This window comes from Acidithrix ferrooxidans (assembly GCF_000949295.1).
GTDB lineage: Bacteria > Actinomycetota > Acidimicrobiia > Acidimicrobiales > Acidimicrobiaceae > Acidithrix > Acidithrix ferrooxidans.
Genome location: NZ_JXYS01000025.1, coordinates 40143 through 64577, shown reverse-complemented (window position 1 = coordinate 64577; position 24435 = coordinate 40143). Strand labels below are relative to the sequence as shown.

General features: G+C 47.7%; 21 protein-coding genes and 1 riboswitch. Of the genes, 7 read left to right on the top strand and 14 right to left on the bottom strand.

The genetic code is table 11. The features are described 5' to 3' along the window. Positions 1-164 precede the first annotated feature (164 nt). From AXFE_RS04950 to AXFE_RS19880, 3 genes are all read right to left on the bottom strand, one after another. Entirely contained in the window at positions 165-1517 is a 1353-nt protein-coding gene (locus tag AXFE_RS04950) for an ABC transporter substrate-binding protein (protein ID WP_052604772.1), read from the bottom strand. A gap of 124 nt (positions 1518-1641) precedes the next feature. Continuing rightward, positions 1642-2688: a LacI family DNA-binding transcriptional regulator gene (locus tag AXFE_RS04945; protein ID WP_052604771.1), complete on the bottom strand. Its 1047-nt coding sequence runs from the start codon at positions 2686-2688 to the stop codon at positions 1642-1644. A gap of 1647 nt (positions 2689-4335) precedes the next feature. Beyond that, a complete protein-coding gene (locus tag AXFE_RS19880; protein ID WP_160291732.1) occupies positions 4336-4509 on the bottom strand; it encodes a hypothetical protein in 174 nt (57 codons plus the stop codon). Between the two features lie 600 nt (positions 4510-5109). Here AXFE_RS19880 and AXFE_RS04940 point away from each other — a divergent pair. Beyond that, on the top strand, positions 5110-5874 hold the full coding sequence (locus tag AXFE_RS04940; RefSeq protein WP_052604770.1) for an SDR family oxidoreductase: 765 nt from the start codon (positions 5110-5112) through the stop codon (positions 5872-5874). 76 nt (positions 5875-5950) lie between these two features. Here the strand turns inward: AXFE_RS04940 and AXFE_RS04935 are convergent, their stop codons facing one another. From AXFE_RS04935 to AXFE_RS04890, 9 genes are all read right to left on the bottom strand, one after another. Further along, positions 5951-6817: a sirohydrochlorin chelatase gene (locus tag AXFE_RS04935; RefSeq protein ID WP_052604769.1), complete on the bottom strand. Its 867-nt coding sequence runs from the start codon at positions 6815-6817 to the stop codon at positions 5951-5953. Continuing rightward, on the bottom strand, positions 6814-7626 hold the full coding sequence (locus AXFE_RS04930; protein WP_052604768.1) for a precorrin-8X methylmutase: 813 nt from the start codon (positions 7624-7626) through the stop codon (positions 6814-6816). The genes AXFE_RS04935 and AXFE_RS04930 overlap by 4 nt, the downstream gene beginning before the upstream one ends. 37 nt (positions 7627-7663) lie before the next feature. After that, positions 7664-7999: a 4Fe-4S binding protein gene (locus tag AXFE_RS04925; RefSeq protein WP_200891189.1), complete on the bottom strand. Its 336-nt coding sequence runs from the start codon at positions 7997-7999 to the stop codon at positions 7664-7666. Continuing rightward, complete coding sequence (gene cobJ, locus AXFE_RS04920; RefSeq protein ID WP_052604767.1) at positions 7996-9699, bottom strand: precorrin-3B C(17)-methyltransferase; 1704 nt, start codon at positions 9697-9699, stop codon at positions 7996-7998. The genes AXFE_RS04925 and cobJ overlap by 4 nt, the downstream gene beginning before the upstream one ends. Further along, positions 9696-10958 carry a precorrin-6Y C5,15-methyltransferase (decarboxylating) subunit CbiT gene (gene cbiT / locus AXFE_RS04915; protein WP_052604766.1) on the bottom strand — a complete coding sequence of 421 codons (1263 nt, stop codon included), beginning with the start codon at positions 10956-10958 and terminating at the stop codon, positions 9696-9698. Before cbiT ends, cobJ begins: the two co-directional genes overlap by 4 nt. Then, on the bottom strand, positions 10948-12006 hold the full coding sequence (locus tag AXFE_RS04910) for a cobalt-precorrin-5B (C(1))-methyltransferase (RefSeq protein ID WP_082058491.1): 1059 nt from the start codon (positions 12004-12006) through the stop codon (positions 10948-10950). Before AXFE_RS04910 ends, cbiT begins: the two co-directional genes overlap by 11 nt. A 27-nt stretch (positions 12007-12033) precedes the next feature. Then, on the bottom strand, positions 12034-12846 hold the full coding sequence (gene cobM, locus AXFE_RS04900) for a precorrin-4 C(11)-methyltransferase (protein ID WP_052604763.1): 813 nt from the start codon (positions 12844-12846) through the stop codon (positions 12034-12036). Positions 12847-12947: 101 nt separating this feature from the next. Next, complete coding sequence (locus tag AXFE_RS04895) at positions 12948-13988, bottom strand: GGDEF domain-containing protein (protein ID WP_052604762.1); 1041 nt, start codon at positions 13986-13988, stop codon at positions 12948-12950. A gap of 657 nt (positions 13989-14645) precedes the next feature. Beyond that, positions 14646-15686 carry a GGDEF domain-containing protein gene (locus tag AXFE_RS04890; protein ID WP_052604761.1) on the bottom strand — a complete coding sequence of 347 codons (1041 nt, stop codon included), beginning with the start codon at positions 15684-15686 and terminating at the stop codon, positions 14646-14648. Positions 15687-16101: 415 nt separating this feature from the next. On the opposite strand from AXFE_RS04890, the gene cobI reads away from it, so the two are divergent. After that, complete coding sequence (gene cobI / locus AXFE_RS04885; RefSeq protein ID WP_052604760.1) at positions 16102-16821, top strand: precorrin-2 C(20)-methyltransferase; 720 nt, start codon at positions 16102-16104, stop codon at positions 16819-16821. Positions 16822-17143: 322 nt separating this feature from the next. Here cobI and AXFE_RS04880 read toward each other — a convergent pair whose 3' ends face one another. Both AXFE_RS04880 and cobO read right to left on the bottom strand, forming a co-directional pair. Then, positions 17144-18601, bottom strand: coding sequence for a cobyrinate a,c-diamide synthase (locus tag AXFE_RS04880; protein ID WP_052604759.1), 1458 nt, complete (start codon positions 18599-18601; stop codon positions 17144-17146). A gap of 43 nt (positions 18602-18644) precedes the next feature. Continuing rightward, complete coding sequence (gene cobO, locus AXFE_RS04875) at positions 18645-19169, bottom strand: cob(I)yrinic acid a,c-diamide adenosyltransferase (protein WP_052604758.1); 525 nt, start codon at positions 19167-19169, stop codon at positions 18645-18647. 3 nt (positions 19170-19172) lie between these two features. Next, positions 19173-19347, top strand: a riboswitch (cobalamin riboswitch). Positions 19348-19381: 34 nt separating this feature from the next. Here cobO and AXFE_RS04870 point away from each other — a divergent pair. The 5 genes from AXFE_RS04870 (at position 19382) to AXFE_RS04850 (ending at position 24399) form a co-directional block, all read left to right on the top strand. Next, a complete protein-coding gene (locus tag AXFE_RS04870; RefSeq protein ID WP_052604757.1) occupies positions 19382-19897 on the top strand; it encodes a bifunctional adenosylcobinamide kinase/adenosylcobinamide-phosphate guanylyltransferase in 516 nt (171 codons plus the stop codon). A 22-nt stretch (positions 19898-19919) separates the two neighbouring features. Beyond that, a complete protein-coding gene (locus tag AXFE_RS04865; RefSeq protein ID WP_052604756.1) occupies positions 19920-20642 on the top strand; it encodes an adenosylcobinamide-GDP ribazoletransferase in 723 nt (240 codons plus the stop codon). 121 nt (positions 20643-20763) lie between these two features. Continuing rightward, positions 20764-21810 (top strand): CobD/CbiB family cobalamin biosynthesis protein, encoded by a 1047-nt coding sequence (locus AXFE_RS04860; RefSeq protein WP_152625869.1) that lies wholly within the window; start codon positions 20764-20766, stop codon positions 21808-21810. Then, positions 21807-22802 carry an aminotransferase class I/II-fold pyridoxal phosphate-dependent enzyme gene (locus AXFE_RS04855; RefSeq protein WP_052604754.1) on the top strand — a complete coding sequence of 332 codons (996 nt, stop codon included), beginning with the start codon at positions 21807-21809 and terminating at the stop codon, positions 22800-22802. The genes AXFE_RS04860 and AXFE_RS04855 overlap by 4 nt, the downstream gene beginning before the upstream one ends. Further along, entirely contained in the window at positions 22795-24399 is a 1605-nt protein-coding gene (locus tag AXFE_RS04850) for a cobyric acid synthase (RefSeq protein WP_052604753.1), read from the top strand. Before AXFE_RS04855 ends, AXFE_RS04850 begins: the two co-directional genes overlap by 8 nt. The last annotated feature ends 36 nt before the right edge of the window (positions 24400-24435 follow it).

The following is a 24435-nucleotide window of genomic DNA, read 5'->3' as shown; positions in this document are numbered from 1 at the left end:
TTTCACCTCGCTGTTTTAGATAGATTGCTTCTATATTGATACGGCTGAACCCGTTGTCAATTGTTTGTGCCCCTTGACCTGGGGGTGGCAGTTGTTTTCAACTCATACATGGCTAAGCATGCATGAGTTGAAAACTCCAAGGGGCACATCGCTATGGGGGGGGGTTAGAGGCCGCCACCCAACGCTGAGTTCATTTGAGATGAAGCGGTTGAAAGCGCTGAAGCTACCGAGGTGGAACCCGAAAGAGCGGCATTTACATTGGCGTAGATTGCTTGGCTAACCGCAGCATAGTTTGGCGTACCCGAAGGACGAGGTACCAGTTTGGTCTTTGCAGCTATCTGAAGCGGAGGAGGAGCCGTCGTCGACGAAGCAAAGGCTTGACGAACGGATTCCACAGTAGGAATAAAGGACAGGTTTCCTAAAGTGGTCTGGGCTGCAGTTCCTGACATCCACTTCAAAAAGGTTAGGTCGGCCTGAAGGTGCTTGGTATGAGGGTTGACATACAAGTTCCACCCACCAATGTTTGAATAACCAGGTCCACTTTGACCTGGGAAGGTTGGGAGAGGGGCCACTCCAACTTTGCCGACCACCTTTGAAGTGGCGGGGTTTTGGGAGTCAGCCCATGCATATGTCCAGTTTCTCAAGAAGGCGGAATTGCCGGCTACGAACGTTGATTCGGCTTGTGGTTCTTGCATTGTAGTGACAGAGGCAGGGCTGGCTCCACTGGTAATTAGGCTTCGCATGAAGGTGAGTGCCTTTAGCCCGGCCGCGGAATTGATAGTCGACGCGCTGTATCCTGAGTTGACAACGGTTCCACCTGCCGAAGCGAGATATTCCATAAAGTTACAAGTCAGGCCCTCGTAGGAGTTCCCCTCCCAAACGAAGCCGTTTTGAACTAAACCATCTTTGACGAGGGTTACCGCTTCAGATTCGAGTTGTGGCCATGTCGTTGGAACTGGTAGATTCGCTTTGGCTAAAAGATCTTTGCGATAGTAGAGAAAGCCTTGGTCTGAAAAGAGTGGTGATCCATATACCTGACCCTTATAGGATGCTCCAGATACTAGTCCAGGTGCAAATTTAGCAAAATAGCTCGCCGGTAGGTATTTGCTCAACGGTAGCGCAAGGCCATGGGCTCCGAATTGAGCCGGCCAAATCACATCCCCCATAAAGACGTCAGGTGTTGTGGCACCCCCAGAGATCTGGGTGATAAGTTGGGCTCGATTTGTATCTGTGTTCGTTGGAGCGGAGATCAGTTTGATCTTTATGTTTGGATTTGCCGCTTCAAAGGCAGTGATTAGCTTTTGGCGATCGCCTGCGCCACCAAGGGGGCTCGCCCACCAATTGATAGTGGTTATGCCGCCTGAGGTCCCAGATGCTGAGGTCGAGGCCGATGATGAAGATGTTGACGATGAGCCACAAGCGCTTAATACTAAAGCAGATGTAGCGATGGTTATTGCATATTTGCCCGCCCTTTTACGAGGGTTCCTCTTCACCGTAGATTTGCTATGGATTTTCATCTAGACTTCCTTTCGTGCTTCTGCGAAGCTATAAGCATCGATCGAGCGTTAGGTATTGGGCGCGAATTACCAAGTGGCCCAAGACCATAACCTCGATCGTTTTTTTACCTTTTAAGAATTTGAATTACGAGATAATTCGACTCAGGCTTGACCCCCGTTCTCCTTTAGTGCTAGAGCGAACGACCACCTCGATGTCCATCAGGAGTGTTGGTTCGTCGATTTTTTTGCCCTCCATGAGAGTGGTTAGTCGTTGGGCCCCGAGCCTTCCGCTCTCATGTAAGTGTTGGCGCACGGTTGAGAGATCCAAAAGGCTGGTGACTTCTAGGTCGTCAAAGCCAATTATGGCCAAATCTTGAGGAACTTTGCGTCCCAAAGATTCAGCCGCCACCAGTGCTCCTATAGCCTGTGTATCTGATGCGGCGAATATTGCGCTCGGTGGATTGGCTGATTCCAAGAGTTGCTGGGCGCATACTCGAGCTGCCTCAGCGCTATGATCACCTAACTTGACCAAGGATTCATCGTGGGTCAATCCATTGGCCGTTAGTGCTTGGACCATTCCAATGAGTCGTTCGCGAGAAGACGAGAATTTGAGGCTTTCCCCTTTGATTAGATCGCCGATGAAACCGATACGGCTATGTCCTTCTTCAATGAGGTGGTTAGTAGCTAGGCGTCCACCCAATTGATCATCTATTGTGACCTGAGCGGTTCCTTCGCCAATCGTGTCGACAAGGGACAACGCGACTCCAGCGGATTGGAACTTTCGTATATGCTCGGGCATCATCGGAACAGATATCACAATCACACCGGTTGCTTCATGTTGATCCATTAGTGCTTCGAAGTAGTGGTCGCGCTGAGATGTTTTGGAGACGCTGTAGAGCACTGTGCTGTGACCCGTTTGGTCTAAGAAATCAAGTGCGCCATCGATTCTAGTTACGACTGAGGGTCGAGTGAGAAACGGCGCCACGATAGCGACGTTGTCGAATCTTCCTTTAGATAGGCTGCTGGCGAGGCGACTTGGTTTAAAATCAAGTGTCTCGATCGCAAGAAGTACTTTTGCACGTGTTGCATCTGAAACTTTAGTGCTTCCATTTAGCACTCTGGAAACGGTGGAAACGGCGACGCCAGCATGGTTAGCAACATCAAATATGTTAACTCTCGAATGTTTTAGCACGTGGTTTCCCCCTTTGTGCGTTCACTGGCTCTACCTTCCCCAAGGTAATTCGAGCCGTGGAAGCGCTTCCACTAGAAGTAATATTATTCACTAGTAATGGCACTTTCAAGTCAATTGCGGAAAATATTTTTAAAAACTTTTCTACCTGCGAAGATGATGAGGCTTATTGGTTTTTGGGATGGGACTAGATCAGGGCTAACTTCACCACTGCTGCCTCAAAAATTTCTACCCTGCTCTTGATCTATCTATCTATTCAATTGCATGCTTGTCTTAGCCGTGTTTATCTCTAGTTCGTTTAATCGTGCAGCTACGGCTTTGGCATTTGGCCTGCTTTGTATGGCCATGGTATGGTGAGGGATTGTTTTGGTCCGGACCCTCTCCTAGAATTTTATCTGTAGCCTTAGCTACAGTTATTTTGAACCATGAGAATTATCCAAAGACGGAGAATGGGCCATATTTGAAATAGTAAAATGTGATTTTTAAACAAGTCCTAGGCCGTTACTTTCTTATTTTTGCATCACGTGGACTTTATCAGTGACAATGTCTCCTCCAGCAGTCGACTCTATGTCGACTGTGTTGACATACCTGATTATTTTTGGATTTAACCTGATTTTGCTTCACCTGCTTGGATCTATGATTGTTCGTTAGTTGATTTACCGGGATAATTATTATTAGATGATGCCATATCGTATCAACATTAACTATTCAAAAGTTTTACTTTAGCGCTAGTGATTTTATGAAATAATCCATTTAATCCAATTGGATCCAGGTCTGTAACAATAAGGGAAGATTCGATGTTTTTATGCGCAGTGGGTGATTGATTGATGAGCCATGTCCTGTGTGCGATGGTGAGCTGATTCCCACGGGGGCTAGTGGCGCGCTCAATCGAAGCCCAAGTTGCATACTTGTAGCTATTTTAATATGTCGCTGGAACGTCACTAGTCGACATGGCAGCTACTATTTGCGCCTTTGACTCGGTTGGTCCAATCGAGTAAATTATATTTTTAAGCTGTGTTCCGCCATTTTAAGTCGTGTTTTTATTAATTTATTATGACCAGTTAACTCGGTGGGTGAACATTCAACTCGGTAGGTGAACAGGATTCAATCTTTGCACTTATAGGTTTTGAGCTATGACGATTCCCTTAAGCTCGTTTTTCCCGGAGTTTGATTATCGCAATTTGATTATCGCAATTGGATATAACTGATTTTCTTCAACCTCTTTGTTCGAGATTATGGCGATAGTGCCTATCACGGACGTTGGGTTTGATTAGGCATAATCCAATTTCGGCTTCAAATGTGGAGTGCTTTAAAGTGAAGAGGTTTTTATCCATTTGGGATAATCCTGATGTTCTGAAATGTCTACGGATCTATAGGCACTCCTTTTGTCGTGGTAACCTCGCCACTTCAGCGCCTTGCATCATATCCCATAGAGACGGAACCGATACGAGTCGATGATTGCCGCCTCTGACGTGTAACTTGCATAGTTGTGGGTTAGCGCAATGGGGTGTGGGGCAGAATCTCCATGGCGCTAGCCATGGAGATTCTGCCCCACTGGGGCGAAGCCCTAAAGAACTGGGCTCAAACGTTGCGCTGATTAGCCATGTACTGCTCGATGATTTCTAACGGGGCGTCGTCGGCCTTTAGCGATCAGTATGAGTTTGTCCACAGCGTTGGCGACTCTGTAACTAAGACGTGGAGACTTATCGCGCTATAAGTCGAGAGAACGACCCCTGATTCCGCGACGAGATTACCAATTTCGTGGTTCAGATCGACGCCTACGAGAGGATGTAGGCGATCAGAGGTGGTCTTAAATTCAGTCAATTCGACCCCTTTCTCGAAAGGGAGCCTGGGTAATGATCTCCTTTAGCTGATTGTAGGAATGCTCTTTTCAATGTTGGCGGTACTGTGGTGTATTGTTGGTGATAACTGATCTTGCGTACCAAGGAGACCACACGACGTGATAGCTACAATGCTAGACGATGTTGTTATTTGGATTAGGTTGTTATGGATTTGATCTTTATTTAGGCAAGTATGTAGCCATGGGCTAGAAGACAAAGATGAGTTGGTCCACAGTTGGTTATAACTACCGGTTGCGCGTCGTCAGAGACGCAGAGTCGTAGTTGCAGGCCGAATGCGACAGTCTCCGATGGGTTTGGGATAGTTGCCTCGAAGGTTCCAGAGACCGAGAGTGGGCCGTCACGCTAGGCGGTCATTCCGTAGTAATTTTCGTTGCCACATTCATGCATTTTCTAATGGCCGTTGCCATATGTAGAGATAACTTGGTAGATGAGGATTGTTAGGCGTGACGGTATCTGTTGGGATTTGGGATTACCCTTTAGCTGAGGCGATCTTATGGATTGCGATAAATAGCGGTGATGATTTCGAAGTTTGCCATTACAAAAGGGTAGGAGGGCGCATGCGATGGCACCAAGGCAAGTGGCGCTAATAACGGGAGTCGGCAGAAGAATAGGCATTGGAAGCGCGATTGCTAAGGCTCTAGCTCGGGATGGTTTTGATATCGCCTACACCTACTGGAGCCGATATGACGAATCGATGCCTTGGGGAGCCGATCCTGAGCATAACAGCGAACTTAGCAACTATATCGCCAACTTGGGAGGACTAAGTATTGGCATAGAAGCCGACCTTTCGGAGCCCTCTGTTCCATCGATGATCTTTGATATGGTCAACTCGAAATTGGGTCCTGTGGCTGTGTTGGTTCTTTCGCATTGTGAGTCTGTGGATTCATCGATTATGGATACGACACTTGAGAGCTTCGATCGTCATTTTCAGGTAAATATGCGTGCAAGCTGGCTTTTGATTCGAGAGTTTGCAACTCGTTGGAGCTTAGCGCCAGATCAAGGCCGCATTGTCGCACTTACCAGCGACCACACAGCCTTCAATCTCCCCTACGGCGCTACCAAAGGCGGGCTCGATCGAATTGTTTTAGCTGCTGCCCATGAACTTTCTGAATTGGGAATTCGATCGAATGTGATAAATCCTGGAGCTACCGATACGGGCTGGATGTCTCCTGAGCTGATTGATTTGATCAAGAGTAAAACTGCACTGGGGCGTGTTGGGGAGCCAGAAGATGTTGCAAATCTTGTCTCTTTTCTCTGCTCGCCACGAGGCGGTTGGATAAATGGTCAGCACCTATATTCCAATGGAGGCTTTGTGGGAGGCCCATAACTTTTAGTGCCAAGGAGGCTAAAGGTAACCGCGCCAAAAGTATAGGCTTGTCGTGAAAGTGGCGATATGACCACCATTAATGGTGGTGATGGTCGTTCGGATATGCCACCACCAGTGGCTGTCCAAAGTTTGACTCGAAGTTTTTTGTTCGAATTCTGTAGATGCAACGATCACAACTCATTTGGACCCTGTCCCCATCGGCTTCGGCTATGCGCTGGGCGATTAACTCCACCAGCACTTCGTGAGGTCCAAGTTCACCATGGATGCCCAAGGTGACATCTTGGTGTGTAACACCCCATTCTTTTGCCTGTTGTGAAATTCGATCGATCAATGCGCCAGCAAAGAGAAAATATGGTAGTACTGTAATTCTTTTCGCGCCAAGGCGATAGGCGCGCTCTAGACCTTGGGGGACGCTGGGAGTGGTTAGGGATATAAATGCACTTTCCACAATAGAGATTTGGTGTATCTCGGTGATCATCCTGGCTATCTTTGCGACCTCTGAATTTGCATCAGGATCACTTGAACCTCGTCCTACAAGGAGGATCGCCTCCTCGTTTTTTTCTTGGCTGGGGTCGATAGGGCGGTAGCGCTCCATGAATGCATCGATCAACTCGATACTTATCGAGAGATCTCGACCATAGCGAAATTCAATGGTAGTAAATTCGCCTCGGGCAGCCTCGACTGCTCCAGCTATGTCACTTTTGGCGTGGCCAGCACCTAAGAGCACCAAAGGTATCACTGTGATTTCTTTTGTATCTTTGGTAATGAAGCCCCTAAGTGCGGTTTCAAGATGTGGATCTGCCAGTTCTAAAAAGCCATATCCAACCTTGCGTCCCTGGAAGTGCTTACTACACATTTCCACTAGGGTCCTTAGTTGTTCTTGTCCCATTGCAGATTTTGTTCCATGGCCGACAATAAAGATGTCGCTTAGCTCGTTTGTCATTTGGGTCTTCTCGTTTCGTTGGCCTTTGGGGTAATTCGATTTAAGGCTTCTTCTAGCACGAAGGAGCCTTTTGCCATTCTCGCAATGGCGTTGAAGGCCGCCGCTGTCATAGCTGAGCCTCCACGGGGCCCTATGTTGGAGATTTGGGGGATCTCGCTTTCTTGCAAGAGTTTTTTCGCTTCTGCTGCACCTACAAAGCCGACGGGAAGTGCGACGACTAAAGTCGGATCAATTCTTTCTTTTTCCCACAGTTCAATTACTGAATAGAGTGCTGTTGGGGCACATCCGATGACGACTATTGGATCAGAGGGCGACTCTAGTAGGGCATTCTCTATACCTGTCTGTGTCCGAGTCTTGTTTTGATCGGGAGTTTCCACTTGGTCGAGGCCACATATCGTCTCTCTCCAATAGAGGGCTCGCCGTGTCATTTCAACATCGGTAATTACCTTAGCTCTAGAATTAGCGAGGCAATTGACAGCCTTGGCGACTGAGCCATCTGAAAATGAGAGCGTCTCTAAAATCGTTGGATCCGCGCAGGCATGGATAACCCTTGCAGCAACTTCGCGCTCATACCGATCAAAGCCGTTAAGGTTTACACTTTGAGCGATAATTGCCATGCTTTTATCTTCAATGTCGTTACCAGCCATTTGCTGGAGGTACCGGTTGATGCTCTTCACTTCAATGACGATATTACTGGGGGATTGGGCATTATTTATTACCTTTATTTTGGCTTTTGGTGAAATCGATAGGCTGTTTCGATGACACCGATCTAATTCTTTGAAGAGGGTTAGATCGAGTGAACTCTTCATTAATCTTGGGGCTTGTCAACGGATTTGAAAAGTCAGATTAGGTTTGACCAGGTGGTGGGGAAAAGACTAAAGATCCCTTGGGACAGATTTCGACGCATTCGCCACAACTATTACAAAGATCCTCATCGATGAAGATGCCAATGGTTGATCCATGAATTGCTCTTTGGGGACAAGTTCTAATACAGGCGCCGCATCCCGAACATGTGTCAAGGTCAAATGCGATTTTTTGAATCGAGTTTGACTCAGCGATGACCTCTGCTTTTAATTGTCTTTTGTCTGTGAGAGGTAGTGCCTGGGTAATTTTGAGAGGTATCCGCTGCATCATTTTGAGAGGTATCCGCTGCATCATTTTGAGAGGTATCCGCTGCATCATTTTGAGAGGTATCCTCTTGGAGTGGTCATCAATCCATCGACAATAAAGGTTGTTGAGGAGCCTACGACTACTGTAGTAGTCATTGTAACTATGTCGGTGTTGATCTCATCTAGGGTGGTAACTATTACCTCTTGGTTTGGCCTATAGGCATCTTTTACTATTCCGATCGGGGTAGTGCCCGGGCGTGAAGCGGCAATTATAGTTAGCGCCTCGTTGAGTTGCCAATTGCGTTCTTTGGATCGTGGATTATAAAAGACGATTCCAAAGTCTGCCTCAGCGGCAGCTTCAATCCGCTTTCGAATTATTTTCCATGGCGTCATGAGGTCGCTCAGGGAGATATAGCAGTGGTCGTGGCCGAGAGGGGCGCCCAATAGCGATGCTGCTGAAAGACCAGCTGTCACTCCTGGTAAGACTGAGATCGAACTGCTTTGGCGATCTTCAAGTGGGAGCTCGTTTTTTAGCTCAAGAACTAATGTTGCAAGGGCGTAGATTCCGGGATCCCCTGAAGCAACCAAAGCTACATTGTCTCCCATTCTTAGATGAGAAAGGCTCTCTTGTGCGCGTTTTGTCTCCTGGCCAATCGGTGAAGAGAGGATCAGCTGAGAAGGATTGAGGAGATGTTCGATTTGGTTGATGTAGCCATCAAAGCCAATTACAACATCGGCATCCAATAGAGCCCTTATCGTCTTGGGCGTCACGAGATCCATAGAGCCAGGCCCCAATCCGCAGATGCTTAGGTGTCCCTCTCGGAGCGCTTCGGCAATTGCAATTGTGACCTTTGGCCCCTTTTGTTTTTCAATTAGCAGTTGATTGGCCTTGGAGCTAAGCAGTGCGGACGCTTCGGCTACCGAGGTGGTGCCCACAAAAGATCGAACCAATTCGTTGCCATTTGGAGTCGTTATCTTGTCTAGCTCGCTTGGGCTAAAGCTGGCAATTGGAAGATCTAATCCGCAGATAGCTGGGTGGTTGCCTCGTTTATCGATGGTGGCGACGAGAGCTAGAGCCTCGGGGGTTATGTCAAAGATGCCAAGGACCTCATCTAGCAGAAGGCGAGAATCGTCACTACTTGCGTCGCTGGAGGCGCCAACTCCTAAGACCAAATTTTTTGGAATCAAGACGACTCGCAAGGTTGAGTCGTCTTGATGTAAAAACTGCTCTATTTGGCTTTTTTTGTTTGATATTAGAACTTCATTTAACTGAGATCCTGAGTCATCCATTGCTTTGGATCTAAGCATTGGGGGTAACCAATGATTAGCTGGATTGAGAACTTTAAATCTCTCTCCTCGGCTCGTGCTTGTGATGAACCCTGCGACTTGACCGATGGCTCTAAATCCTCTAAAGGCGTCAATTGCTAGGGATTGGCTTAGATCTGAGCTCGTGGTGATAATTGGGCGAGCCGCTAGAAGCTGGGCAATCTCTTGTGCGCTCTGGTTAGCTCCTAGGTGTGCTCCAAGGATCGGAATTACATTCTCGCCATTTGAATCGATCACTATTACTTTTGGGTCTTTATATTTGGTTGTTATAAGCGGGGCTATGATTCGTATAGCGGCGCCAAGAGCCATAATCAATATAAGTTCGTTTTTCGACTCCCAATTTTCGGCTAGTGATTCGTGATTGAAAGTTAGTAGCCGTGAATTTGGGATTCGTCGCGCAATTAAATCAAGATCTGCATCCTTCAAAGTGAATACAAAGCGGCTCATAGTTGCGCTTTCTCATTCCATGAAATAAAGACTGGATTGTATCCATCTATTCGGTTGCCGGATTTTCCAAGAGGGGTTGTTCGATAGATTTGAGCCATTACCTGATTTCCAAGGAGATCGTGGGTCCTTTGCGCATTCTCTAGAGTCGCTGAAGTGGCCACTATTATCGATTTGGTTCCAAAGAGCCTAACTACTTCTTCGAGGATTTCGGTACCACCTCCGCCTACAAATATTGAGCTTGGTGTCGAGATCTTATCTAAATAATCGATCGCGTCACCCTCTATGACCTTGATTGCAAGTTCTAGGCGCGATGCATTTTCTTTTATTATTTCAATGGATTCGTGCCGTCGCTCGATTGCCACCAATTGAAGGTCGGGACGCTGTCTAGCCACCTCAAGGCCAACAGAGCCTGAACCTGCACCAATATCTAGGACTAAGGTGCCAAATGGCAATCTCCAAGGCGCTATCTTGCCTACCACCAATTCGCGTATCTCTCTTTTTGTGATCATTGATCCAAATGAGTCAAATTCAAATTGAGAAAATCTTTTTGATTTTGGATTGAATGCGTCGGCAAGTTTAGAAGTTGAAACGGCTGGAGAGTCTCGAGTCTTGGCATCTTTTTGGTATGCAATTACTATTGCGAGTGCTTTTTTATCGATCTCATCCATTTCGAATGGAGCACCATAGATAGCTTGGCTGGAGTGGTTGAGATCGGTTGCGATTTCGATCTCGTAGTCAGTGCGGGAAAATTCATAGATCTTTTGGACGACATAGGATGGGGGTGTCGTCTTAGAGGTCAACACTGCTATCTTGTGGACACCAAGGCGAAGGTGGCCGCCAAGTTCTCTTTCGAATAGGTCGAGATCGCGTCCTACCCCAGAGATGACAGCTGCATCTTCCCAATTCATCCCTAAAAGTCCAAAGGCCCTAGATATTGACGATGGCTTAGGGCAGATATGGAGAGGCACCTCCGGAAAGATCCGTCTAAGGCTGGGGATTGGCCCGAAGAAGGCTGGATCTCCTGAAGCTAGAACTAGGATCGGACCATCGAATGTTACAGCCTGCATCAGTGCTTTGGTGTAGCCTTCGTCAAAGAGATGGGTTGAAGCGATCTGAATCGAAGGGGGAAGCTGGAGATTTTTCAGATAGCTCGATCGAGACAGGATGACTATCTCTCCTCTTAGTTGTCCGAGCCAATGAGGAGGAATTCTCTGGGTTAGATCGCCCTCAATTCCGAGAATAAAGATCTCAGTGGGCACGGCAAATCTCCATTGATCCGTCAAAGTCGCACATCACCATCTGGAAGTCGCTTATTTTTGGAAGTTCTAGCTTGCAATTTTGGTATGCGCGTCGAGTTAGTTCGTCCAAAGGGGCGATCTCGCCTTCGCCGATACAGACTTCATAGAAGTGTCGGGCGGTCTCAGTGGCTGTTGCTGCAGTGAGAATTTTACTGTTTGTAGTAGTCATCTTAGAGACCTCGTCCAAGATGGTGGTGTCTAATGCACTTCGATGAAAATGTGTCATCAAAAAACCACTTGCAAGCTTGGTGACCTTGCCGACCATTCCGACCCAGGTAACCTTCTCGAAGGCGTAGTGGTTGGCGCGCTTGAGGGCAATTTTAGTAAAGTCTCCAATTTCAACGAAAGAGACCAAGTCAAGGTCGGGCCGTTTCGATATTGCAAAGGCTTCACTGCGAGACCCTGTCGCCAGGAATAGCTCGTTAGCCCCTTGAGCTGCAGCAACGTCGATCTGTTGGACCACTGAAGCCCGGTAGGCAGCTGTGGAAAATGGTCGTACGATGCCGGTAGTTCCTAAGATGGAGATCCCACCGACGATCCCAAGACGATCATTTGTAGTTTTTTTAGCCATCTCCTGGCCACCGGGGACACTAATCGTTACTATGAAACCGAGATTGCTCACTTCACGTATTGCCTGGGCTATCATTCTTCGGGGAACCGGATTGATCGCTGGGTCACCTAGAGGAAGCCCTAGCCCCTCCTTGGTGATGACCCCCACGCCATCGCCAGCCAGAAAGGAAATTTCTTCGTCAGCTCTTTGGGTCAAGGAGGCACATATCATCGCCCCATGTGTACAATCAGGGTCATCTCCAGCATCTTTTATTACGAAGGCTTGATCGTTGTTCCACCCCACCATGAACGATACCCTTGAACCATCAGGGAGAGGAACCTCGATCTCATTGGGCTTTTGGGCGGTGCAGAAAGCTATCGCTGAGGCTTTAGCGGCTGCGCTGGCACAGGTTCCAGTAGTCCAACCGCTCTTTAAATTCTTGACTGGAGTGGGTGACAACTATCTCCCCTTAAGCTTTTTGGCTGGTCACAGATGAGCCGAAGTCGACTTTTTTGCTCTTCTACCAATCGTGGTACCAGGAAGCGATCGCTTTCTAAAGACGTGGGCGAAATCTGGCCTATAGAGGTGAGAGCGTTCCGCCTGACCCCCAAGGGCTTCGCCGACTAGGACAAGTACCGTTCTCTTTGCCCCCGTTGCTCTTAGGGAAGATGCGAGGTTCCCCAAGGTGGTCTCAATAATTTTTTCGTCGGGCCAGCTAACGCGGATCGCAATTACGACTGGAGTCTCGATGGTAAAGGCGCTATCTTCACAGAGTAGAGCTTCTTGCATTCCCTGGGGATCGGCTATTGACAAAAAGATTCCAATCGAGCCGCCGATTTTAGCGTAGGATGAGAGCTTTTCCCGCTCTGGCATCGACGCGGAGGTTCGAGATGCAATTCGAGTGAAGACGACCGATTGTGAAACCTTCGGTATCGTAAGTTCCCGGCCGATTCGTGCCGCTGTTGCAGCTAGTGATGTAACGCCGGGGATTATCTTGTAGTCGAGGCCGTGGGCTATGCATATATCTATTTGCTCTTGAATGGCCCCATAGACAGAAGGGTCTCCTGAATGCAGACGGACGATATTTGATTCTTTTTCGGTTTTATATACCTCGATCACGTCTTCTAAGGTCATCGATGCCGAGTCATAGATTCTAGGAGAAGCGCTACAGTGGTCGAGAATGGTTTCTGGCACTAGTGATGAGGCCCAGATGACGATGTCAGCAACGGCCAACGCCTTGGCTCCGGCGATGGTAATGAGCTCGGGATCTCCCGGCCCGGCCCCTACGAAACTTATCAATTAGATCTCCTAAAGAGTTGTTCGTCAAATTTATAGCATTGAACGAATAACTTAGTTTAGGCCGCATGGCTGGCCTATTATCTGACGGATCATCCGATAAATTAAATGTCCACCATGTGAAATCGCTTATTACTGTTTCCCTTAGATCGATATAGGGCATCGTCGGCAGCTGAAATCAGGTTATCAATATCGTGATCGGGAGTTGCTACCACCGCTCCGCAGGAGAGCGGGCTCACCTTTTGGACATTGGTGACCACTCGTTCGATAAAGGCTTTGGCTTCGTCGCGATTTGAGACTAGCCCCATAAATGCGAATTCATCTCCGCCCCAACGTGCTACGACGTCAAATGGGCGAACGCTTTGTCTGATTGCCTTGGCTGTATCTATTAGGATTTGATCTCCCATCGGATGGCCATGAGTATCGTTGATCTCTTTAAAGCCGTCCATATCGATCATTGCCACAACTACAAAACCGCCATTTCTTCGGGCTCTATTGATCTCACGGGGCGCAACTAGATCCCATCCCTTGCGATTTGACACGGAGGTCATCGAATCGGTAATTGCAAGTTGTCGAATCGTGTAATTTAAATACCCAGAGCTGATGGAGGCGATTACCACAGTTGATATGATAAGGATCCAGTCCGCCAGAGGTTCGTGTGGTCTCGCCCCAAGGATGAGCGCCACGGTATATGCGACGATGATATATCCGACATGACCAAGTGATTCGGCGGTGGAAAGAAATGAAAATACATAGAGTGCAACCCATACATAAAAGACGATTGCCAGATTGGCCGGACGGGCGCTGTATCCAATGGATACCTCAATGGTAATTGTGGTGGTGCATCCAAGAACAATAACATTGATCCCAACGCGGGGGATTTTTTCCGCAATTATGTATATGCCAACACCTAAGAGCAATGAGACAACATCTAAGATGTCAATGATCTGAGTTTGGGGCGACGGGTCGGTTATCAACGAGACCGAAAGACCCATTATGCTCGCGATTATCACAAAGAGGCCGAGCCACTTTCCTCTCGAACCAGTAGTGAGTGGAAGCGCTCTTGGTGCGTCGGTTAGCCAATGGTAGAGTTGTGTATCTTGAGCTACCTTTGAAATACTGCTTGGTCTGGTTAGGGCTGGCACTCGACGACTCTCTTTATATTCTTCTTGGACCTTATGATGTTCTTCTTGGAACTACGTGTGTGATTCAAGGAATGGCCATGCTGTGAGCTTGTATCTTTGACAATTGATAATCACCTGTCGCCATATCCTTTGCTGGCTGAACAAGATGATTACTATATCGCAATTAAAGTCATCTTCTTTTAGTCTTTTTTGTATTTGTTTTGCCGAAAGAGGTATCCCGATTTGAGATTCTCATGTAGATACTGATATAGGTAATTGTGACTATTGATCGACTTTGGTCTTTTAGATGCATTGATTTGCTAGAGATGAAGGCTCGATCGATAGTATTTTACGAGCGTAGGCCTGATGAGGTCAAATTATGGCCTATCAATTCTTGTCAAAACTCACCAATATTTTGCCCTGGTTGCATTGTCCTGTTTGCAACGGGGTGGCATTGCACTCTAGCTGTGGAAAAGATGGGCCATTGCTCATGTCATATGGTGTTAGAGTTGAATATTACCTTCCACGGGTAGTTCCAAGTTTGTGGTTCCAATCTGGGATATGGCAAAAATCGAAGAGGTTTATGGTCGCAATTTAAAATGATGCTACTTTTTTCGATTATCACGAAGGCTCAACGGTGTTTTTGGCTTTTGATTGCTCTTGTAAGAAATCTATCAATCAAATGTCTAGCAATTGGTAGGACGTTTCTAGATTTCTTTTCGAGCGATAGAGCGCAGCGTCTGCAGCGTCAATCATCTCCTGTATCTCACGATCTGGTGAAGCTACAACAGCGCCACAGGAGATCGGGCTAACGCTTTGTATGTTAGTGACAACTCGATCAATAAATGCATTGGCGTCGTCTCGCGTTGCGACCAAACTTAAAAAGATGAACTCATCGCCACCCCATCGAGCGACTATATCAAATGGACGAACGCTCGCTCTGATTGCCTTGGCTGCATCTATTAGGATTTGGTCTCCCATTGGGTGGCCATGTGTATCGTTGATCTCTTTGAAGCCATCCATATCGATCATCGCCAAAACCACAAAGGCGCCATTTCTTCGAGCTCTATTGAGTTCACGGGGCGCAGCTAAATCCCATCCCTTGCGATTTGATAGGGATGTCATTGAATCGGTAATTGCAATTTGGCGAATCGTGTAATTTAAATACCCAGAACTTGTTGACGCTACGATCACGGTTGACACAGTTAAAAGCCAGTCCGCTAGCGGCGCGCTTGGTTTGTCGCCATAAACAATTGCAATGGTGTAGGCGACAATGATATATCCAACATGACCAAGTGATTCAGCGGTGGAAAGAAATGAAAAGACATAGAGTGCAACCCATACATAAAAGACAACTGCCAGGATTGATGGATCTTTTCCGTATCCTGTTGCTATCTCTAGGGTTATTACCGAGGTGGACGCGATAACCACTAGGTTGATGCCAACCCGGCCGATTCTTTCAGCCATTGCGTATACTGCAAATCCGACGATCATAAATGCACCATTTAGGATGTAGTCAATTAGAAAGAAAGCTGGAGACCCGAGCGCGTAGGTTATGACGATACCCATGAAGCTTCCAGCAATCACCAATGCACTGATCCATTTGCCCCTTGAACCTGTGGTGAGGGGAAGTGAAGTAGGTGCGTCTTTTAGCCAATGGTTTAGTTGTGTTTTTTCAATTGCGCTAGCAAACTTGCCCGGCTCGCTCTGTTTTGGCATGTCGAAGGTCTACTTAGTCGTTCTGAAGGTTTTATGCCCAAGTGGCTTGTAATCGCATCTTGGTCCGTCGGGGCACATCATTTCTTATCTCTCGTCACTAGTCTGCTGAATCACTATTTGAGCGCACAAGACGCTAACTATATCGCAATTAAAAGTGCATCTCTTCAATCCTATTTATATTTCTTTTTTCGAACTGTATTTTTTAATATTATCACAAAATACCACTTTGAGTGTTGTTTGTATTCGCAATCATACATATCGACACAAGGGGCGTTTTTTAAGCGGTAAGTGAAGATTTTCTTAGCGGTTTTCCGTTAGGATCACTTCCTGGGAGCGACGGGTTAGTTGAATCTAAAATCCCTGTAAGATATGGTCCCTTGTTGGAGATTTAACGAGGAGAAGTAAACTGCGGCGGTTGTATGGCGTTGGGGTAGGCCCTGGTGATCCGAAGATGATGACTATCTTGGCCAAGGAGATCCTTGAGTCCGCCTCTATTCTTTTAGCGCCCACGATCTCGATGGAAAGTTCGGGTCGCGCAGAAGAGGTTGTGAGAGCGATTTTGCCAAATCGTGAGATTGAACGGATCGTCTTTCAAATGACTCGGGGAACTTCTGGCCAAACTTTGCGTGAAAGTAGTGCAAAGGCGGCTGCACGAGAGCTATTTGAGAGATGTGCTCCAGATGAAGATGTAGCCTTTGTGACCCTAGGGGATCCATCACTATATTCCACGTTTTATCCGTTGGCTAGGGCGGTCTCGCAATTGGATAATGGCGTTGAGATCTCGATGGTTCCTGGGATACCAGCCTTTACTTACTTGGCTTGCCGCGTCAATATGGACCTTTTGGATAATAGCGAGCGGCTATATGTCGTAGCGGTAGTCCAAGACGAAGATCTCGATCGCCTTTGCGACCTCTTGGCTGATAGGCAGGCAACTGTGGTAATTTACAAGTGTGGGCGTCGTTTTGGCAAGGTCAGAGAGGCACTCGCCAAAACCGATCGTTTGAGCCAAGCGCTAGTTGGCGAACAATTGGGAACTCAGATTGAGAGAATCGTAGAAGCCTCCTTGGTGTCCGAAGACTATTTAAGTTATTTTGCTACCGTAATTTCCCCTGCGATAAGGTCCGACTTTGGGTAGGAGCAAGATCTTCAAAATCTTTTTTAGTTTCGATCTTGATCTAACTCTAGAGCGCAAGGGTATCAACTAAAGGCCTTACTTGGGGTCTAAATCAATTGATCTTTTTGCAAATATTAGGATAGTTTTTTCCGTCTCAGAGATGCGCCCAATGCTAGGAGAAATACCGACTCTAGGAGAAACAAAGCAATAAAGCCGAAGCTTTTTGCCACTAAAGAACTTCGGTGAGTATTTTTAGCTAGATAAGGATCATTTGGATTCGGGATAAATATGGATTCGGGAAACCAATGGTCTCGGCGCCAAAAGCTTTTAGCAGCTATTGCTTTTAGATGGTGCTTTTGTTCTGGAAGCTTCTTGCGGCCTCAATGAAGCGGCTCGCAGCAACTGGGTATCTTCCAAGGTGGAGATGAAGATAGCTAGCGTACAAGGTTGGGGATGCGAAACAGGAGATCGGCGAGTCGTCTGAAATGAGCGATTGAGTCTCGACATCGATCCTAGAGTAGTGAAATTCATGGCCGTAGATCGTTGATCCAGCCTCAAAGAGTAGGTTCTCGACGGTGGCCGTCGCTTTTTTGTAGCCTAGGGTTAGTTTTTTTGTCATCGCGCATTTGCAATCTAGGAGTCCGATTGACGGGATCTCGTCGATTGCTTGGGTGAGCCACATCAAACCACCGCATTCAGCCCATATCGGCATTCCATCGAGATGTCGTCTTTGAAGTTCCAAAGATAGGCCAGCGCTGTTTGTGATCTCTCTTGGGTAAAGTTGAGGAAATCCTCCAGAGGCTATGAGTCCAACTGCATCTTTAGGGAAGGCCTCTCTTGAGGGATCAAATGGAACGATTTGGCCGCCAGCTTCATTGATCAGGTCGATATTTTCTTGGTACATAAAGGAAAATGCCGCTCCTATGGTCATGGCAATCGGTAAGGGTTTTGACCTTGGGGCCAAACTCCTTGGCGCCGCTAAATGAGCACCAAGTGCTTTCTCCTTGAGCCGAAGTTGGCTCGGTCGAGCCACTGACGTTGATTTCTCTAAGATCTCTTCGATGTCGATGGATTGGCTGAGGCGATCGGCTATTTGGTCGATTTGGGTCGCAACCATTTCTAAGCGCTCGAGGGCTGGTATTAGACCTAGGTGACGCGATTCTAGATTCGGGAGCGAACCATAGGGAATATGCCCAAAGCACCTGATTCCCAGGTTGCTAAAGGCACCATCCATCAGCTGTTGATGGCGGGAACTCTTGGTCTTGTTGACTATCACCCCAATTATATTGGAGTCGCCACTGGCCTTTCTTGCATGCTCGATAAAGCCAGATGCTTGGGCCCCAATGGATTGCGACTGACCCCTGCCGTCTAGGACTAAGACTATCGGTAAGTTCAAGATTTTAGATATCTCGTAGGTTGAGTGGTGTGATCCTAACCTGGGGGGATCTCCTTTGATGGTTTTTTCGTCGATGCCTAGTTTGTCAGAGCCGTCGAAGAGTCCCATTACGCCTTCTACGACAACGACGTCGTTGTCTTCGCATGCGCGATAAAAGGAGGTCGACACGCCATCTCTCCCCGTCATAAACGAATCCAAGTTGTAGCTTGGGCGTCCCGTTGCGATTTGATGATAAGAGGGGTCTATGAAATCTGGTCCAACTTTTGCAGCTCCGACTCGATAGCCAGCTTTTTTTAGTAAAGCCATTATTCCAATTGAGATAGATGTCTTGCCAACTCCTGATGCCGAACCAGCGATAAGGAAGGATCTAAAGTCATTGTCTGGGATTTTTGTCTCCTGGGTCATTTTGATGAAGAATTAAATTGGCCGCAGTAATTTCGGGTCACCATCAAAACTCAATGCCTTTCTTTGCCCTGATTCCCTGGTCGTATGCGTGTTTGATCTTGCGCATTTCGGTAACAGTGTCGGCTATTTCTATCAACCCATCTGTTGCATCGCGTCCGGTGATGACAACATTTGTCTTTTTCGCGCGGTTTGTTATCGCTGAGATAACCTCATCTTCACGCACCCAATCGTACTTTATGGCGTAGGTAAGCTCGTCGAGAATTATCAGGTCGTAGTCGCCGCTGATAAGGAGGTCTCTAGCGACGCCAAAGGCGTGGCGTCCTTTAGCGGCGGTTTCATCAAGATCGGTCGATTCCCATGTGAAGCCATCCCCTAGGGTGTGCCACTCAATTCCCAGTGTGTCAGCAAGTTTTTTTTCACCGGTTTTGTATTTGCCTGACTTGATAAATTGAACGACAACTACTCGCCATCCACGCGCCCATCCACGTGACATGACTCCAAAAGCCGCCGAAGACTTTCCTTTTCCGTGACCTGTGTTTAGTAATACGATTGAATCTGCAATTCCCATACTTCTAAACGGTAGTATGAAATTGGAATTTCAGGGAAGTTGGGTGAAATGCCCGCGCTGTCCCGCAACTGTAACGTGGAGCATCGCACAGCAATGCCACGGATGAAAATCTCATCTGGAAGGTTGTGCGAAGGTGATGAAACGGAGCCAGGATATCTGATTTGACCTAAAAAATAGTTCGCGCCCATGGGGTCGCGAGATGCGAGGACATCTTGAAAGTAGATAAGGAACTGGTTGTATTCTTTGGAGGAACGCGATCAGGTAAGAGTGATATAGCCCAGAAGTGGATGGAACGCTACGGTCAGCGCTGCACCTATGTCGCAACACTGGGCCAATCCAATGACATCAATGATCGTATTGCCAGGCACCAATCTCGGCGCGCCTATTGGATGTCAACTATTGAATTGGAGTCGGGAGATCAACTCGTCGATCTAATCGTCAATGCCACTACACCACTTTTAATTGATTCAATAGGTACCTGGTTAGTGCGATACCAGGACTTTTGCGCTCCGATTGAGAGACTTTGTAGCGCTCTTGGAAATAGACATGTTCCAATCGTCGTAGTTGGGGAGGTCGTCGGTGCGGGCGTTCATCCTGAATCAACTACAACATTTGACTTTGTTGACAAGGTTGGTCTTTTGTCCGGTGAGATCTCCAACATAGCTGATCAAGCATTCTTAGTTGTCGCTAATCGTCTGATGTCTCTTGAGCTTCCATGGTGGAGCTGACCATCGGTCGTGATAGTTGACGATGAGAAGTTTTTTTGCATCACTTAGTTTTTTATCGATCTTTCCCACTCGAGGTCGCCTCTCCCGGGGATCACTTGCTGTGTTTCCGATAGTAGGGATGCTGCTTGGTTTGGTTATTGTGATCGTTTCTCTTTTGGTCCACCCATTTTTGGGTGTCATACCATTTGGTGGCGTCTTGGTTGGGGTAGATGTAGTTATAACCGGTGGGCTTCATTTGGATGGGGTGGCCGATTGTGGCGATGGTCTGATAGCGCCGTTGTCACGAGAAAAACGCCTCTTGGTGATGGCAGAGCCTCAAATCGGTGCCTTTGGTGCGATCACGGTCGGAACCGTACTTTTGCTTAGATTTTCATATCTGAGTTCATCTTTTGGCTTTGGCGCGTTGATCATTGGCGGTTATGGCCTCTCTAGGGCAATAATGGCTCTTTTGGTCATCTCCCAAAAGCCAGCTCGATCTAATTCGATGATTGGGGTCTTTGGTCTGACCAAGGAGTCAGAAACTAAATCGATAATGGCTGTTTTGATTGTAGAGGTCGTTGCAATTGTCGCCGTTATGACTCTTTTGGAAGGAGCAAGGCCGCTTGTTGGCATTGTTTTTGGCTCGCTGTTGGCTATTTTGGTTGTTTGGCGTGCGCGGTCTTGCCTAGGTGGAGTCACCGGTGATGTTCTTGGGGCTGCCGGGGTCGCCTTTGAGGTTGGATTTTTCCTAAGCGCTATTCGGTAGATTGGCGTCGTTAGTGGCTCCTCGCTGTTCGTTTGTCGCTTAATTTTTTGAGGATTTGTTGATTGTTTGAATCAGGTTGCGCCGTTTAGTCGTGGCCTAGGGGTTTGAGTTGGGATTTACGATGGTTTTTTATGCGAGACAGAAGAAGAAAATGGCCAAGGGCCTACGCATTAGGGTTGGAGCAAACTCTAGTGTTTCAAGGGCAATGGGAATAGTGGGTGGTTACCTTTTAGATTCCACAATTGGTGAATTGCCATCCCCAATTCATCCTTTGGTGCACTATGGTAGATACGCCAATTTTGCGCAAGAGATCTTTTGGAGCGACACCAAGGCGGGGGGCCTTCGTTATTTGGCTGCTCTAGCCGCTCCGATAGCCTTGTTCGGGTTGGTTCCAAGGGGATGGAAGAGGGAGACCTTTGCAACATACTTAGCACTTGGGCGCCGTTCTCTAGTTCAGCACGTGGAGGAGGTTCTGACTCATTTGGAGGCCGGTGATATCGCTCCTGCGCGACGGGCTCTCTCGATGGTCGTTGGGAGGGATACCGCCGAACTAACTTTCGAAGCTATCGCTAGTGCTCTGGTTGAAACGTTAGCTGAAAATTTCAACGATGCTGTGGCGGCGACGATCTTTTGGGAGGGCGTCGGCGGTAACCGCTTTTCACTCTTACACAGGGTGGCAAATACAGCAGATGCCATGGTGGGGCATTTGAATAAGCGTTATGTTAACTTTGGATTTGTCTCGGCTAAGACTGACGACGCCTTGGGGTATCTCCCGGCACGACTTGGATCACTGGCCCTGATTTTGGGAGGGGGAGGAGCAACCCTTGCACAAGTGATCAAGATAGTTCGTCTGAGTCACTCTCAATCTAGAGCTCACCCTTCTCCCAATGCTGGCTTAATGGAGGCGACCCTAGCAAATATGCTCGATGTAGCCTTGGGCGGTCCAATCACATATGACGGGGTCTTATCTGATCGACCCAAATTGGGCGGATCAAGGGGCGCAACACCGGCGGATGTAAGGCGTGCGATTGAGGTTGTAGATCGAGCTTCACTTTGGATGGTCGCAATCGGTGTGGCAATTGCTCTTTCACCTGGGCTAAAGGTGACTACGAACTCTAACAACTCCTATGACTCTGGCCCTTTGGCAGCCGATGGATCTCCGTGTTGAAGATACCCGTTGGCACGCCTATATCGAAATGCGATCATGATAAGGTCGCTGAGATGGCACTAGGTCTCGCCAACTCCCCCCATGGAGGCAATGGTGGGATGATCGAAGAGGCTCTTTTGATGGAGGCCGGGTCACTTTTGGATCTTTCTGCATCCATTAATTTTGCTGCCCCGGATTTTCGCGAGGATTTGATCGCATCTTTAGACTCCCTTAGCCGATATCCCAATGAATCTTCAAGCACTAATCTTCTAGCGAAGGCACTCAACGTCGATCCAAACCTCTTGGTTTTGACCAATGGCGGCGCCGAGGCGATCTCATTAGTCTGTGGGTACATCAAGAGTGCAAAGGTCTCTCGTTTTGACTTTGGACTTTATAGCCGATACCTTGCCGATAGTAGTGGCGGGCAAATGATAGTCTCTAATCCAAATAATCCAAGTGGCCAATTGATAGGTGATGTTGATGATGTGATCGTCTACGACGAAGCTTTTTACCCTATCGCAACTGGCACTTGGACGCGACGCGACTTTGAGACGGGTGCATTTTCATTGGGTTCGCTGACCAAATTGTCTGGACTACCGGGTTTGAGGCTTGGTTTTTTGATCGCTCCTAACCATGAGACTGCAAATTCAATTCGTAGAGCTAAGACGCAGTGGTCGGTTTCTGGCCTCGCCTTGGCGATGGTGCCTTTGATCTTAGAGCGAATCGATCTGAGCCAAGTTGCTTTTGAAACCGCTAGAGGGCGACGCCGCCTTGTCGAGATCTTGACAAGGGCTGGGTTGGTTCCTTGTCGCTCTGATGCAAATTACCTTTTCATCAAAGACGCACCGAGGCTATTACATAGGCTCCTAGAAAAGGGGATTTTATTGCGCAGTGGTGGATCATTTGGCTATATCGACGGAGTTCGAATAGCCGTTTGTGACGAGCATGGATTGGATCGCCTAGAAGGCTCACTCGAAGAGATCTGTCAAAGGTATGGTGCTTGGAATGTCTAATAAAGGACTGTTAGTTACTGGAACTGGCTCCAATGCCGGTAAGTCATTCGTGGTCACGGCCATCATTAGAGCCTTGGCCAATGATGGAGTTTCAGTCGCGCCATTTAAGGGCCAGAATATGGCGTTGAACTCCTATGTGACGCTCGATGGTAAAGAGATTGGGCGTGCCCAGGCGTCTCAAGCTGCCGCAGCTAGAATTGAAGCGACAGCTGAGATGAATCCGGTTTTGCTCAAACCAACTTCTGCAATGGCCTCTTCAGTTATAGTCATGGGCAGGGAGTCTGAAACCTTATCTGCGAGCGCCTTTCAGAGTAGGAAAATGGAGTTGACGGGGATTGTAGATGGCGCCTTCAAAGCTTTGACACGGAGTTATGACGTAGTTATATGTGAAGGAGCGGGTTCTCCAGCGGAGATCAATTTAGCCTCTAATGACCTTGTGAATCTAGGATTTGCAGATCGAGTCGGAATTTCTTCGATTCTGGTCGGTGATATCGATAGAGGAGGTGTCTTTGCTAGCCTCTTTGGTACCAAGACCATCCTCGCCCCTGAGCTGAGCAGCAGAATTCGTGCGTTTGTTATCAATAAGTTTCGTGGGGATCCTAGCCTTTTAGAGCCGGGACTAACAGAACTGTTGCGCCTCACATCTACTCCTACAATAGGGGTAATTCCCTATCTTCCAGATATGGGCGTGGACGCCGAGGATTCATTGGGTCTCTTGGAGCTTTTTTCGCCACGGAGTCGTTCGATTAACGGTAATTTTCAAGGGGGAGTTCCCTGCGGTGATGAGAATGGCAAAAGGGTAGATTCACGCCTTGTCGTTGGTATCTTGAACCTGGCTTACCTCTCTAACTTTAATGATTTTGAGCCACTGGCGAAGTCGCCTCTTGTTGACTTACGGTTGGTGAGTGATCCCCGAGCCCTGAGAGGGATAGATCTATTGATCATACCTGGGAGCAAGAGCACCGTCTCGGATTTGATGGCGCTTCGAGCGGCGGGTTTCGAAGCTGCGATCGAAGGCTTTGTGGCCAATGGCGGTGGTCTTTTTGGTATATGCGGTGGTTATCAGATGTTGATGAGCCTTATCAACGATGGCGTGGAGTCGGAATATATGGGTTACAAGGGATTGGATCTCATATCCGGAACAGTCAATTTTCAAGGCGAAAAGACCCTAGCTCGACGTAATGGAAAGTTGGCGATTGCGAAAAGCACTGAGGTATACGTCGAGGGCTATCAAATTCACCACGGCATTGTAGATCGTTCTCCGGGCAATCCTCTCTTTTATCTAAAGGCGCCAGATTCGACCCAAAAAGCTCAGATATCTGATGCAGGTGGCCCTTCACAAAGCTCGCTTGATGAGAGTGACTATCTTGAAGAAGGTTATTGTCAGGGCGCTATTGGCGGAACGACCCTTCATGGACTCTTTGAGAACGACCAAGCCCGTAATGGAATTCTCGACTATTTTGCCCAGAGAGTCAATAAGCACTATAGGGATGACTTTTCCTATGGTCTGATTCGCGAGGCGTACTTTGAAAGTGCCGCGTCGTTGATCCAAGAAAATCTCTCGATGAGTGCAATCTATTCGATGATCGGTATCTGAGCACCCCAAGTCGCCTTTGAGAAAGTTACGGTTTTA

Bases quoted from the DNA above. Each gene is read 5' to 3' on its own strand.
- AXFE_RS04930 (WP_052604768.1), bottom strand. From the start codon at position 7,626: ATGAAGAGTTCACTCGATCTAACCCTCTTCAAAGAATTAGATCGGTGT.
- AXFE_RS04865 (WP_052604756.1), top strand. From the start codon at position 19,920: ATGAGAAGTTTTTTTGCATCACTTAGTTTTTTATCGATCTTTCCCACT.
- AXFE_RS04925 (WP_200891189.1), bottom strand. From the start codon at position 7,999: ATGATGCAGCGGATACCTCTCAAAATGATGCAGCGGATACCTCTCAAA.
- AXFE_RS04890 (WP_052604761.1), bottom strand. From the start codon at position 15,686: ATGCCAAAACAGAGCGAGCCGGGCAAGTTTGCTAGCGCAATTGAAAAA.
- AXFE_RS04940 (WP_052604770.1), top strand. From the start codon at position 5,110: ATGGCACCAAGGCAAGTGGCGCTAATAACGGGAGTCGGCAGAAGAATA.
- AXFE_RS04860 (WP_152625869.1), top strand. From the start codon at position 20,764: ATGGTTTTTTATGCGAGACAGAAGAAGAAAATGGCCAAGGGCCTACGC.
- AXFE_RS04850 (WP_052604753.1), top strand. From the start codon at position 22,795: ATGTCTAATAAAGGACTGTTAGTTACTGGAACTGGCTCCAATGCCGGT.
- cobO (WP_052604758.1), bottom strand. From the start codon at position 19,169: ATGGGAATTGCAGATTCAATCGTATTACTAAACACAGGTCACGGAAAA.
- AXFE_RS04950 (WP_052604772.1), bottom strand. From the start codon at position 1,517: ATGAAAATCCATAGCAAATCTACGGTGAAGAGGAACCCTCGTAAAAGG.
- AXFE_RS04935 (WP_052604769.1), bottom strand. From the start codon at position 6,817: ATGACAAACGAGCTAAGCGACATCTTTATTGTCGGCCATGGAACAAAA.
- cobJ (WP_052604767.1), bottom strand. From the start codon at position 9,699: ATGAGCCGCTTTGTATTCACTTTGAAGGATGCAGATCTTGATTTAATT.
- AXFE_RS04880 (WP_052604759.1), bottom strand. From the start codon at position 18,601: ATGACCCAGGAGACAAAAATCCCAGACAATGACTTTAGATCCTTCCTT.